The following is a 13,080-nucleotide window of genomic DNA, read 5'->3' on the forward strand; positions in this document are numbered from 1 at the left end:
ACCATTAGCATCATCGACCTCTAACTATAGGCGCTACATAACATAATAACGCGTAATTATTGTTGAAAAAAGTTCGCCATTTTACGAAAGCCGTCAGTCCTTTCCCCTGGGGTAAACATGGGCGGGCAAAAGTGTAGCGGTATTAGGCGCAGCTATGTAAGGTTATTCCAGATATTTTTGTTAGCGCTTTTAGTGTCCAGATCTGGATTGTCAATTACATCAGTTCCCCACAGCTACATCAGTTTTTCCAACAAGGGCCCGGTCATCCACTTATCGCTGGACTGCTGCAGAAAGCGGGTGACTCTGGCCTGACGACGGCTTTCAACGCTCACAGGATGATTTATGGCAACAGGCAGGATATAGTGAAACTGACAGAACAATTTTCCAGCATTATGCGGTTGCGGTTATGTAATAAATCAGCACGCATAATAAGCCCCAGCTTTTTGACTTTTTATGATTTGATACTTAAGGGCGTCGATAAATTAGTTATCAATCTGTTCGATATCACTTTGGTTATTTTTAAATAATATATTAAGAGGGGATGTATGTTGTATTGAATACATTTCCCCCCTCTTGATATTAAGAAAACGGTATACAATAAGCTTTAGCAGACGTAATATAATAGCTTCAATCGTCTGATTCTCAGAAACTAACGTGTATATTACGCGCATTAAACGCGGCGCGTAGCCTGCGTGCGAATGCAAGCGCATACTCGCCGTCGCCATGAATGCACACCGTTTGCGCCGTGACATTCGTCCACACGCCAGTAACGCTTTTCACTCTCCCGGCTTGCACCATATCCAGCGTTTGCGCCAGCGCTTGCCCTTCGTCGAGAATCAGCGCGCCAGGTTGCGTGCGCGGCACCAGGCTACCGTCGGCCTGATAGCCGCGATCGGCAAACACCTCCTGCCGCGTCGCCAGGCGATAGCGTTCACCGGCCCGGATCAGTTCGCTTCCCGCCAGTCCAACCAGTATCAGTGACGAATCATAGTCGTGTACCGCTTTCGCAATCGCCTGTGCCAGACGGGGATCTTTCGCCGCCTGGTTATAGAGCATACCGTGCGGTTTGACATGGCGCATCACGCCGCCTTGCGCCTGAACAATCGCCCCCAGCGCGCCGATTTGGTACAACGTCTGGGCGTATACCGTTTCCGGCGGCAAAACCATCGCCGTCCGCCCAAAATTATCCCGATCCGGAAAGCTGGGATGCGCGCCGATCGCCACGCCGTTTTTCAGCGCCTCGCGCACGCAGGTCAGCATGGTTTGCGCATCGCCGGCGTGAAAGCCACAGGCGATATTGGCGGAGGAGACCAGCGTTAATAATTCGCTGTCGCTGGCAAAGCCTTCGCCCAGGTCCGCATTTAAATCAATTTTCATGCTGGAGTCGCCAGGTTAGCTGTTCCAGATAGCGCTGACGCTCGCGGCGCGCGTTGAGCGCCTCTTCCAGCGAACATTGCACAAAATGGATCGGTTGCCCCAGCGGGACTTGCGCCAGATGGTACATATCCGCCTCAATGATGCAGGCAATACGCGGATAGCCGCCAGTTGTCTGGGCATCATTCATCAGCACAATAGGCTGACCGTTGGAAGGCACCTGCACGACACCGGGCAGCAAACCGTGAGACAGCAGCTCGCGATCCGTTGTCCGCTTTAATGATTGCCCCTGCAAACGATAGCCCATGCGATTACTTTGCGGACTGAGTTGCCACGGCGAACGCCAGAATGCTTCTTGCGATGCGCGATCGAACTCACGGTATTCCGGCCCCGGCAAAGCGCGGATGCGATTCCCCCACAGTAACTGCTTCACGCCCTGCGGCCCGCTAAAATGTCGCGATGGGTTGCCCGTCGCCAGCCGATCGCCATCTTTTAGCAACCGCCCTTCCAGCCCACCGATACCAGACTTCAGATCGGTGCTACACGATCCCATCACCTCCGGCACAGCAATACCGCCCGCCACCGCCAGATAGCTACGCATCCCGTGAAGCGGACGATGCAGCGTGAGGCGCTGGCCCGCTTTTACCGGCAATCGCCAGCCTGTCCAGACAGGTTGATTATCCAATTGTGCCTCGCAGCCCGCGCCGGTGAGAGCGAACCAACTCTCGTTTTCAAATTCGACGACCAGTTGTCCGAGGGTGATTTCCAGCCCCGGGGCATTCGCGTCGTTCCCGACCAGGAGATTAGCAGTCTGAAAGGCGGGCTTATCCAGCGCGCCGCAGTGGCTCAGTCCTGCCTGACGAAAACCGTGGCGTCCGCTGTCCTGCACAGAGGTGTAAATCCCCGCGCGAATAATATTCAGCATACTCCCTCCTTTTGCGGCACAAAGCGTACGCTATCGCCTGGGCGTAGCAGAACCGGGGGCTCCCGTATCGGATCGAATAACTTCAACGGCGTGAGGCCTATCAGTTGCCAGCCGCCCGGCGTGGATAATGGATAAATGCCAGTCTGCGCGCCGCCGATGCCGACGGAACCTGCCGGAACCTGCAAGCGCGGCTCCGCGCGTCTCGGCATATGAAGCGGTTCTGGTAAATTCCCAAGATAGGGAAAGCCAGGCTGGAAGCCTAAAAACCAGACGACATACTCAACGGAGGCATGCAGCTCCACGACCTGCTTTTCACTCAAACCGCTGTGCCGCGCCACCTCCGCCAGATCCGGTCCGCCTGCGCCGCCATAAATCACCGGGATCTCAACCGAACGCGAGTCCGGCTCCAGCGCCTCGCTCTCTTCCCACCAGCGCTGCAGACGTTCAATCGCATCCAGCGCCAGGGTTTGCGGTTCCCGCAGGATTACGGTGATATTGTTCATCCCAGGAATCGCTTCCACGACGTTCGGCATATCGACCAGACGCTGCGTCAGACGCCAGATACGTTTCTGGCTCGCCAGCGTAATCGGCGGTTCAAGTTCCAGGACGACCGCCGTTTCGCCTAACAGATAACAACGCGCTCGCTGCACTTTATTCCCCCTCAGTTATGCCGGGTTAGGGATATCAATAAACGTCACATCCAACTCCGTGTTTTCGTTCAGCCATTCGCTCAAGGCGCGAATACCGCCACGTTCAGTGGCATGGTGCCCGGCGGCATAAAAATGCAGCCCCTGCTCGCGCGCAGAATGAATAGTCTGTTCAGACACCTCGCCGGTAATAAAAGCGTCAACGCCGAAGCGGGCGGCGCTATCAATAAAACTTTGTCCGCCGCCGGTACACCAGGCGACACGCTGGACATTCTCCGGTCCGGTATCGCCGCACCATAGCGGTTTACGCCCCAGACGCGCTTCAATCCATGAGGCCAGTTCCAGCCCCGGCACCGGCATTGAGAGTTCCCCCCACGGCACCAGCGGCTCAATTTCTCCTTTCACGGTAATACCCAATAGCGTCGCTAACTGCGCGTTGTTGCCCAGTTCAGGGTGCGCATCCAGCGGCAGGTGCCAACCGTACAAATTAATATCATTTGCCAGTAACGTTTTTAAACGACAGCGTTTCATGCCGCGAATAACAGGAGACTCGCCTTTCCAGAAGTAACCATGATGAACAATGACCGCATCGGCCTGCAAACGCACCGCCTCATCGAGCAGCGCCTGACTTGCGGTCACGCCGGTAACGATTTTCTGTACCGTCTCTTTTCCTTCGACCTGTAAACCATTCGGCGCATAATCGCTTATTGCCGCACTGTTCAGCTTGTCGTTAATCAGTTGTTCCAGCTCGGTGTTTTTCATCATCGCTCCCTTTAACCCACGTTCTGCTTTCCCGTTACGGGTTCAGCCTCCGTTAACATAGCCTCCCGTTAGCAGTTCGTCGATAAACATTTGTTTGACACATCAAGAAACAATCACACCCTGAGTTGGTGCAAATTACTTACCAAAACACGATCTGTTTAATGTATATTTATGCAATAATAACGCATACAGCAAAACAAATCATTTCTGTATCAAGTTGGTAACTTTAAGGAAACATGGCGATACAACAGGCTTAATAAGCTTATAAAGAAAGGCATTATCTGAGAATGTCTCTTTCTTGCCGTAGCGCCTCTACCCCGGAAATATGATGAATAAACAAGCATCTCAACCCCACGCCATTTATTACGTTGTCGCCCTGCAAATTTGGGAGTACTTCAGCTTTTATGGTATGCGCGCCCTACTGATTCTTTATCTCACCAATCAGCTAAAATACGACGATAACCACGCCTACGCGTTATTCAGCGCTTATTGCTCGTTGGTCTACGTCACGCCGATCCTGGGCGGTTATCTGGCGGATAAAGTGCTTGGCAACCGAATGGCGGTGATGCTGGGCGCATTTTTAATGGCGGTCGGTCACTTAGTGCTGGGCGCCAGTGAGATCGCTCCAGCCTTCCTTTATCTGTCGCTGGCGATCATTGTCTGCGGCTACGGCCTGTTTAAATCGAATATTAGCTGCCTGCTGGGCGAACTGTACCAGCCGGAAGATCCGCGCCGCGACGGCGGGTTCTCGCTGCTTTACGCGGCGGGCAATATTGGTTCGATCGTGGCCCCTATCGCCTGCGGCTATGTGCAAGAGGAGTACAGTTGGGCGATGGGCTTTGCGCTCGCCGCCATTGGTATGCTGGCGGGACTGGTGATCTTCCTGTGTGGAAATCGTCATTTCACCCACACCACCGGCGTTAATAAAGCCGCTTTGCGCGCCAGAAACTACCTGCTGCCAAACTGGGGCTGGCTGTTGATCCTGCTGGTAGCGGCGCCGTTGCTGATTACCGTTCTGTTCTGGAAAGAATGGGCAGTTTATGCCTTAATCGTGGCGACCGCGATCGGCCTGGTCGTGCTGACAAAAATTTATCGCCAGGCGCAAACGGCAAAACAACGCAAAGAACTGGGGCTGATTGTCACCCTGACCCTGTTCAGTATGCTGTTCTGGGCGTTTGCCCAGCAGGGCGGCAGTTCTATCAGCCTGTATATCGACCGCTTTGTGAACCGCGATATTCTGGGCTATTCCGTTCCCACCGCCATGTTCCAGTCGGTGAACGCCTTTGCCGTGATGCTGTGTGGGGTCGTCCTGGCCTGGCTGGTTAAAGAGAGCGTAAGCGGTAATCGCACCGTGCGTATCTGGGGCAAATTCGCGTTGGGTCTCGGTCTGATGAGCGCCGGATTCTGCATTCTGACCCTGAGCGCGCGCTGGTCCGCCGCTTACGGACACTCCTCAATGCCGCTGATGGTGCTGGGGCTGGCGGTGATGGGCTTTGCCGAGCTGTTTATCGACCCGGTCGCCATGTCGCAAATTACGCGCATTGATATCCCCGGCATCACCGGCGTATTAACCGGAATTTATATGCTGCTGTCCGGCGCGATAGCTAACTACCTGGCGGGCGTCATCGCTGACCAGACCTCGCAAAGCGCCTTTGACGCCAGCGGCGCGGTTAATTACGCCATCAACGCCTATGTCGATGTTTTTGAACAGATCACCTGGGGCGCGTTAGCCTGCGTAGGCGTTGTCCTGCTAATTTGGCTGTATCAGTCCTTCAAATTCAAAAGCCGCTCGCTGGCCGTCGAATCCTGATAGCAGAATGTCCGGTAGTCTGCGCTACCGGGCCTGTATTACCCCCCTTTTCTCGCCGCCTCATAGGCGGAAAGCGTCGCGATTCTCGCCTGTTTGTGATCCACAATGGGCCGAGGATAATCAAGCACGACTCCCGCTTTTTCCGCCCACCGCCACGGCTCGTGAATCGCTTTTCCAGGGATATCGCGTAATGCCGGTAGCCACTGGCGGATAAATTCGCCGTCGCGATCGAACCTCTCCCCCTGAGTCGTGGGATTAAAAATACGAAAATAAGGCGCGGCATCAGTACCGGTTGAAGCGGCCCACTGCCAACCGCCATTATTGGCGGCAAGATCGCCGTCAATAAGCTGCGACATGAAATAGCGCTCACCCAGCCGCCAGTCAATCAGCAGATCTTTCACCAGAAAGCTGGCGGTAATCATACGTAAACGGTTATGCATCCAGCCTGTCGCATTAAGCTGGCGCATCGCCGCATCGACAATGGGATAACCGGTTTCGCCTTTCCGCCATGCCTGAAAATAATGTGGATTCTCCTGCCACGTGACGCGTTTCGTCCAGCGGATAAACGGCTGGTGTTTGCATAATGCCGGATACCAAGTCATTAAATGACGGTAAAATTCCCGCCAGATGAGTTCATTCAACCAGACGCTTCCTGGTCCGCCGTCCAGCGCCTGCGGCTGCTCCGCCAGTAATCGGTGCAGGCACTGTCGCGGCGACAGGCCACCCGTCGCCAGGCTGGCGGAAAGCCGACTGGTGCCTTCAACCGCAGGGAAATCGCGCCGTGACGCATACTTGTCTGCGCCCTGCGCGCAAAACTGACGTAGCTGCGCGATGGCCGCGTTTTCTTCAACCGGGAAAAGCGCGGCGTCAAACGCCTGTTGCGGGTAGTTAAGCGAGACTGGCGTTAAGGGGGTAGAAAGCGCGCCGCTTGCCCGGATCTTCGGGGCCGGAACGCACGGCGGGATATCCTCTTTTAGCCGTTTCAACCAGGCGTTTTTAAACGGCGTAAAAACTTTATACATTTCATGATTGCCGGTCATCACTGCGCCGGGTGGCAGAATCACGCTATCGTCAAAGCCTTCGCAGATGACAGATTGCAGCGCTTTTTCCACCGCTGCATCACGCTGACGCTCATTAACCTCATACTCGTAGTTATAAAACAGATGGCTGACGTCATGCTGTCGGCAAACGTTTTTGACTGTCTCAATACTGGCGTTAAAATCCGCCACTTCATGAAACAGCATCGGAATCCCTTTCTCTGCAAGGGCCGTCTGTAGCGCATTGAGCTGCGCGCTGATGAATGCCGCCTGCCGCGGCGCCATATCATGGGCCTGCCACTGCGCGGGGGTGGCAATATAAAGCGCCAGTACCCGCGCGGATGCATCGCGGCAGGCGGCGGCCAGCGCAAGGTTATCCTGTAAACGCAGATCGCGCCTGAACCAGACTAAATGGGTGGGCATACAACTCCTGAAAGATGAAACGTCACGGCAGAATAGCGTTAAACAGTGTAGACCCTGGCGCATAAAAAAACCGCCAGCGGCTGACGGTTTTTCAGAAGCGCCCAATACCCTTACCAGTTGCCGTAAGGGTATTTTTTATCTTTGATAAAATCTTCGGTTTCTTTTATATATTTATATCCACGGCTAAATCTGGTTACCCCCTTGCACATCGCCAGTTTTTCACCGGATACCGTCTCGACCAGAATATCTTTATCCTCCGTTAATCGCGTATTGGGCTTGCCATTATTTACCAGCCAGACACGCACTCTGCCTTCCGGCGCCAGACCAATTACCAGATAACGGTGGTACTCCTGCACGCTGGCATCCCATGGCGACGGGTAAGGGGTCAGCATCATTTCCCAAACCGGATAACCAAACGTTATCCACGTCTCATACACTTTTTTATCGATTATCGAATCCCAGCAGAAATGCATAGCCTGGGGAGGATTTTTGGCCTTATTGAAATCTGAATGGATACCCATCACCTCTTCATTCCATTTTCCAACACTGGCTGAACTGGCATTTGTGCTTCCTAGCATCCTGTACCGATACAGTATTCCATCCGTGTCCAGCAATTCCACATAGGTCACATCTGCTGGCAACGCATTTGGATAAAGGAAATTGAAATACCACTCATCATAGGGGGCAAGTAGCGAGGTTAGCTTTTTATCCGCCGCATGAACGGGTATTTCTGCGCACAGCAAAAGCGTCAACATCAGTATGGTCGTCACTCCGGATTGTATTTTTATCATCGCTTACCAGTTTCCGTAAGGATATTTTTTATCTTTGATAAAATCTTCGGTTTCTTTTATATATTTATATCCACGGCTAAATCTGGTTACCCCCTTGCACATCGCCAGTTTTTCACCGGATACCGTCTCGACCAGAATATCTTTATCCTCCGTTAATCGCGTATTGGGCTTTTTAGTGTTCTCCAGCCAGACTCGCACCCTGCCTTCCGGCGCCAGACCGATTAGCAAATAACGGCGGTACTCCTGTATGCTGGCATCCCATGGCGACGGGTAAGGGGTCAGCATCATTTCCCAGACCGGATAACCAAACGTTATCCACGTCTCATACACTTTTTTATCAATTATTGAATCCCAGCAGAAATGCATAGCCTGGGGAGGATTTTTGGCCTTATTGAATGACGCCATCCCAACGCTAAGGTCATCCTCCCATTCCGCAACCGTTGTTGAGCTGGGTATCGTGCTATCCAGCATCCTGTACCGATACAGTATCCCATCCGTGTCCAGCAATTCCACATAGGTCACATCTGCTGGCAACGCATTTGGATAGAAAAAATTGAAATACCACTCATCATAGGGGGCAAGTAGCGAGGTTAACTCTTTACTGGTTGCGGTCATCGACAGCCCCAGCAAACCGCCCAGCAGTAACAACCTGAAATTACGCGTCATTTTTGAGGATTCCCTGCCATGTCATAAACGGTCCGGGTCCAGTTTTCATCCGGCCGGTTAACAAAACTAAATGTCTTGGAAGACGAGACTGCAGATGAAATATTATTTTTCAGGTGATAATCAACGGCATTCCAGTTGGCCGAACAGTGAATATACTTGCCGATAGTGTTCAACTCATCTGAAGAAAACTGAAGCGAATTGGCCCCATTAAAGGCATTTTTTGCTTGTGATAAGGCTTTCTGGCATATCGCATCCAGTTCCGTCGGCCAGGAATAATCATTATTCTCCTGCATAGCATCAAACACAACGCCAGCCTCTTTGGCGACCTCATACATCACCCTGAGGGCAACTTTAGACCAGTCATTGCTGACGATTCGCTGGAAGGTGACCGCAGCGGCTACGCGCTTTTTCGCATTGCCAAGGTGATCCGGCGATACCCTTTCATCCGTATTGGTCTCGACCTTCATAACGCCTGACGGCAACATGGGGGCCAGCGCAAAGTAATGCGGCAAAGTTTCTGCCTGCAGGACCGCCTTCTGATAGACGCCGGTCGCCTCTGTCGGCACGTCGGCTAATACGGTTTCAACAGCGGGCCGACTCAAAAAAAGATATTCCTCTTCCTGCGGGTTATATCCCCCGCCAATATCGGCATGTGCCCCCGGTAAGCTTAATTCAGGCCATTGCTCTTTTACGCTATTAAGGCAAAAGTTATAACGGCACTCGTGCATCGCCGTCAGGTGAAAAACCTGTTTTGCCACCCCCGGCGGTAAACCTATTTTAACCGCCAGATTATTACCGTCATGGGGGTCAAGACCGTCCAGCATTCCCCCTACGGCGGTGACGGTGTCGAAAAGGCCTAAAAATTGCACCTCACCTGCCGGTTTTCCCCGGTATTCAACGGGCTGAAAAGCGGTCGCGATCGTCCTGACCAGCACAGGATCTTGCTCAAAGACGCGGTTGGTAAAGTGGCGGGCGGCTGCGGCGCCGCGGCTGAACCCAAAGACATCAAACTGCAAACCCGCGATCATAATATCTTTGCCCTGAAGAGCGCCAACCACTTCCGTCAGTATCCTGCGCAGTTGGACCATCGCGCGATCGGTTTTGGCGATAACCCCGGTATCGTTATTTCCCAGCCCCATCCCCCACAGAGAATCGGCTTTGTTATTCTCGGTGCCAATACCTTCGATATAGATATCGCGTTGAATATTCTTTACCCCATCTTTAAGCTCTGGTTCTTTATGATACAACTTATTCAACCAGTAAATATTCGTATAATAATTCAGATAACTGCCTGCTTCCGTTCCGTCAAACCCCGCTTTCTTTATGCAACTCTGGTTAAACTCCGTTAACGTCCGCACATCAAGCCCATAGTTTTCTGGGTTGCATTTCTGCATCCGTAAATTCGTGTTGAGCAGGTTGTTCCCCGTACCGTCAAAGAAGACGCCAATGGTTAAGACAATTTCTCTTTTTTTTGCAGGGATATCAGGTCGTTCAACCACGGGAAGGGTTGCCGGAAAGAGTCGATTGTAGTTTTCTGGCGTTAACAGGACACTGTATTCCGTATTAGCTATCAGATGTTTTGAGCGGATATAATCATAATGTATTGTGATAAATTCTTCAGGCATTCCCTCTGTTCGGGAATGCATTGAGTATGCTGTAATACCCGCTCCGCGAACCTCAATATGATAATATTTCTCCCACCTTCCCCAGCGGTTAATACGATAAAAGCTAAAATCCAGAGAGCAACACTCATTGTTATTTATCGCCTGGGTAAACAGCGGCGAGCTTTTATCAATCAGCTTACAAAAGCGAATCCCATGATGGTTGACGCCGTCCACAGTACTGCTGACCAGTGCCTGCAGGCTAAAAACAAAAATTTCATTTTCATGTCCAGTCTGGTAACGATTGCCGACAGAGGGTTCACTGCCGCAGCCTTCGGATATGATCCCCTGACGTTCGCCGACTATTTTTAAATAAATAATATCGCTCATATATATTTGCCATTTTTATATCTTATGCGAATATAGCGAAGGGAAATATAAACAATCTGGATAAATTTTATTTAGCAATAAAAGCGTATTTTGCACAACAATAGTCGAATTATTTTCCCGGGCTAATAATGTTAGCAAACCGTATATATCCTAAATAATTTGAGTTGCAGGCAAAATGCCAGCATGTTTAGCAACGCAAAGCATTGGTCCTGAAATCTACGCTGTTTTTTCCCATCGTATCAAATCTCTGCTGCGGTATTTGAGCCTGAGATCGCCGGATTGCTCATAGACAAAAACCGCCAGCGTGGCGGCTGACGGTTTTTCAGGCTGGTCGCGATTAATAAAAGTCGCAGGTGGCTTTTTCAGCCTGCGCCATCCATACCGGTTTATCACTGGTTTTCGACCAGACACGGTGCAGATAACTATAAAAACGCGCGCGGTCTTTCCAGAAGAGCATCACCGGCAGCGCCAGCACGCCTGCGGTCACCGCGAAAGCACGACGGACAAAAATGACATGCGTCGGATAGTCTTTATAGCGTTCCATACGTTTCCCCCCTTTATACCGATGCTACCCGCCTCGGTATAGATTGAATCGGTGAATAGCACCGAAAAGTTGAACCTCGTTACCTGATTAAAATAGTACCGCTTTCTGTGTAATTTTACCACTCATCCGACCACTTATTTTCACACTTTTCCAGTAAATTTACACTCGAAATGTAAATTAGTTACATAAAAGTTAAATTAATACTAACCATTAGTTAAATAATGGTCTTTGCCATTTTTATACTTTTTTTACATTCCTCCCGCCAATTTTTGCGAAATCTTTGCAGCCAAAAAATTACCTTTCTCAGGAGTAAAACAATGCCACTGGAGGTGCTCTGTGAGTGCAGGCGTGATAACCGGCATCGTGCTGGTTTTCTTACTTTTAGGTTATCTGGTCTATGCCCTGATTAATGCGGAGGCGTTCTGATGGCCGCGCAAGGATCTTTACTGATCGCCAGTTTTTTACTGATTTTATTGGTACTGGCGAAACCGTTGGGTTCGGGCCTGGCAAGGCTCATCGTCGCCGCTCCGTTGCCGGGCGTGGCTGGCGTTGAACGCGTCCTTTGGCGCACGCTTGGCATTACCGGCCACGAGATGAACTGGCGTCAGTATTTACTGGCGCTACTGACGCTCAATCTGCTGGGACTGAGCATCCTGTTTTGCCTGCTATTCTGGCAGGAGTGGCTGCCCTTAAATCCGCAGCGGCTACCGGGGCTTTCCTGGGATCTGGCGCTGAATACCGCCGTCAGCTTTGTTACCAATACCAACTGGCAAGCCTACAGCGGCGAAAGTACGCTAAGTTACTTTAGCCAGATGGCGGGGCTGACGGTGCAAAATTTCCTGTCGGCGGCGACCGGGATTGCGGTGGTTTTTGCGCTTATCCGCGCCTTTACGCGACAGAATATGCACACGCTGGGTAATGCCTGGCAAGATCTGGTACGCATTACACTGTGGATATTATTTCCTGTCGCGTTAATCATCGCGCTGTTTTTTATCCAACAAGGCGTACTGCAAAACCTGTCCGCTTATCAGCCCATCACCACCCTTGAAGGCGCTCAACAACTCTTGCCGATGGGACCGGTTGCCTCGCAGGAGGCGATCAAAATGCTTGGCACCAACGGCGGCGGTTTCTTTAACGCCAACTCTTCGCATCCGTTCGAAAACCCCACCGCGCTTACTAATATGGTGCAGATGCTGGCGATATTTTTGATTCCAGCCGCGCTCTGTTTCGCCTTTGGCGAAGCGGCGGGCGATCGCCGTCAGGGACGCGCGCTGTTGTGGGCAATGTCATTTATTTTTGTTGTCTGTGTGGCGGTGGTGATGTGGGCGGAAGTTCAGGGAAATCCGCACCTGTTGACTGCGGGCGCGGACAGCAGCGTCAACATGGAAGGTAAAGAAACACGCTTTGGCGTGCTGGCGAGCAGCCTGTTTGCCGTCGTCACGACCGCGGCGTCCTGCGGGGCGGTAGACGCTATGCACGACTCGTTTACCGCACTGGGCGGGATGGTGCCGATGTGGCTGATGCAAATTGGCGAAGTAGTTTTCGGCGGCGTCGGTTCAGGTCTGTACGGCATGTTGCTGTTTGTCCTGCTGGCGGTGTTTATCGCTGGGCTGATGATCGGCCGCACGCCGGAGTATCTGGGGAAAAAAATCGACGTGCGCGAAATGAAGATGACCGCGCTGGCGATTCTGGTCACGCCGATGCTGGTCTTGTTGGGTTCGGCGCTGGCGATGATGACGGATGCCGGACGCAGCGCAATGCTGAACCCTGGCCCGCACGGTTTTAGCGAAGTGCTATATGCCGTCTCCTCTGCCGCCAATAACAACGGTAGCGCCTTTGCGGGTCTGAGCGCTAACTCGCCTTTCTGGAACTGTCTGCTGGCGTTCTGCATGTTCGTCGGACGTTTTGGCGTGATTATTCCTGTCATGGCCATCGCCGGATCGCTGGTCAGCAAAAAAGCCCAGCCGGCTAGTCAGGGAACGCTGGCGACCCACGGCGCGCTATTTATTGGACTGCTCATCGGCACGGTACTGCTGGTCGGCGCGCTGACGTTTATTCCTGCCCTGGCGCTTGGCCCGGTAGCGGAACATTTCTCTTTACCTTGAGCGAT

At 52.2% G+C, this 13,080-nt stretch carries 12 protein-coding genes and 1 pseudogene; 4 read left to right on the forward strand and 9 right to left on the reverse strand.

Annotation, left to right across the window (positions count from 1 at the left end):
• Positions 1-59: 59 nt before the first annotated feature.
• A pseudogene (locus F4V61_RS22310) lies at positions 60-137 on the forward strand (hypothetical protein); the annotation flags it as partial.
• A gap of 505 nt (positions 138-642) precedes the next feature.
• Here the strand turns inward: F4V61_RS22310 and pxpA are convergent.
• From pxpA to ybgI, 4 genes are read right to left on the reverse strand one after another with little or no spacing between them, the layout of a single operon-like run.
• Positions 643-1,377: a 5-oxoprolinase subunit PxpA gene (pxpA, locus tag F4V61_RS05450; RefSeq protein ID WP_038396517.1), complete on the reverse strand. Its 735-nt coding sequence runs from the start codon at positions 1,375-1,377 to the stop codon at positions 643-645.
• Positions 1,367-2,299 (reverse strand): 5-oxoprolinase subunit PxpC, encoded by a 933-nt coding sequence (pxpC, locus tag F4V61_RS05455; protein WP_000932033.1) that lies wholly within the window; start codon positions 2,297-2,299, stop codon positions 1,367-1,369. The genes pxpA and pxpC overlap by 11 nt, the downstream gene beginning before the upstream one ends.
• A complete protein-coding gene (gene pxpB, locus F4V61_RS05460) occupies positions 2,293-2,949 on the reverse strand; it encodes a 5-oxoprolinase subunit PxpB (protein ID WP_001188377.1) in 657 nt (218 codons plus the stop codon). The genes pxpC and pxpB overlap by 7 nt, the downstream gene beginning before the upstream one ends.
• 15 nt (positions 2,950-2,964) lie before the next feature.
• Positions 2,965-3,708 (reverse strand): radiation resistance protein YbgI, encoded by a 744-nt coding sequence (gene ybgI, locus F4V61_RS05465; protein WP_058819238.1) that lies wholly within the window; start codon positions 3,706-3,708, stop codon positions 2,965-2,967.
• 328 nt (positions 3,709-4,036) lie between these two features.
• Between ybgI and F4V61_RS05470 the strand changes: the two genes are divergently transcribed.
• Positions 4,037-5,518 carry an MFS transporter gene (locus tag F4V61_RS05470; protein ID WP_079827865.1) on the forward strand — a complete coding sequence of 494 codons (1,482 nt, stop codon included), beginning with the start codon at positions 4,037-4,039 and terminating at the stop codon, positions 5,516-5,518.
• Between the two features lie 38 nt (positions 5,519-5,556).
• On the opposite strand, the gene phrB is transcribed toward F4V61_RS05470, so the two are convergent.
• The 5 genes from phrB to F4V61_RS05495 form a co-directional block, all read right to left on the reverse strand.
• Positions 5,557-6,978, reverse strand: coding sequence for a deoxyribodipyrimidine photo-lyase (gene phrB / locus F4V61_RS05475; protein ID WP_080160878.1), 1,422 nt, complete (start codon positions 6,976-6,978; stop codon positions 5,557-5,559).
• A gap of 110 nt (positions 6,979-7,088) precedes the next feature.
• Positions 7,089-7,769 (reverse strand): DUF2931 family protein, encoded by a 681-nt coding sequence (locus F4V61_RS05480; RefSeq protein ID WP_058819236.1) that lies wholly within the window; start codon positions 7,767-7,769, stop codon positions 7,089-7,091.
• Positions 7,770-7,772: 3 nt separating this feature from the next.
• A complete protein-coding gene (locus F4V61_RS05485) occupies positions 7,773-8,435 on the reverse strand; it encodes a DUF2931 family protein (RefSeq protein ID WP_000197719.1) in 663 nt (220 codons plus the stop codon).
• Positions 8,432-10,426 (reverse strand): type VI secretion system tube protein TssD, encoded by a 1,995-nt coding sequence (gene tssD / locus F4V61_RS05490; protein WP_079827861.1) that lies wholly within the window; start codon positions 10,424-10,426, stop codon positions 8,432-8,434. The genes F4V61_RS05485 and tssD overlap by 4 nt, the downstream gene beginning before the upstream one ends.
• 337 nt (positions 10,427-10,763) lie before the next feature.
• The gene (locus F4V61_RS05495; RefSeq protein WP_038396527.1) at positions 10,764-10,970 is read right to left on the reverse strand and encodes a YbfA family protein; all 207 of its coding nucleotides are present in this window, start codon (positions 10,968-10,970) and stop codon (positions 10,764-10,766) included.
• 336 nt (positions 10,971-11,306) lie between these two features.
• On the opposite strand from F4V61_RS05495, the gene kdpF reads away from it, so the two are divergent.
• Together kdpF and kdpA are read left to right on the forward strand one after the other, a co-directional pair.
• The gene (kdpF, locus tag F4V61_RS05500) at positions 11,307-11,396 is read left to right on the forward strand and encodes a K(+)-transporting ATPase subunit F (protein ID WP_001670793.1); all 90 of its coding nucleotides are present in this window, start codon (positions 11,307-11,309) and stop codon (positions 11,394-11,396) included.
• Positions 11,396-13,075, forward strand: a complete 1,680-nt coding sequence (kdpA, locus tag F4V61_RS05505) for a potassium-transporting ATPase subunit KdpA (protein ID WP_058115530.1) — start codon at positions 11,396-11,398, stop codon at positions 13,073-13,075. The genes kdpF and kdpA overlap by 1 nt, the downstream gene beginning before the upstream one ends.
• Positions 13,076-13,080: the final 5 nt, after the last annotated feature.

Source organism: Salmonella enterica subsp. arizonae (genome assembly GCF_008692845.1).
Taxonomy (GTDB): Bacteria; Pseudomonadota; Gammaproteobacteria; order Enterobacterales; family Enterobacteriaceae; genus Salmonella; species Salmonella arizonae.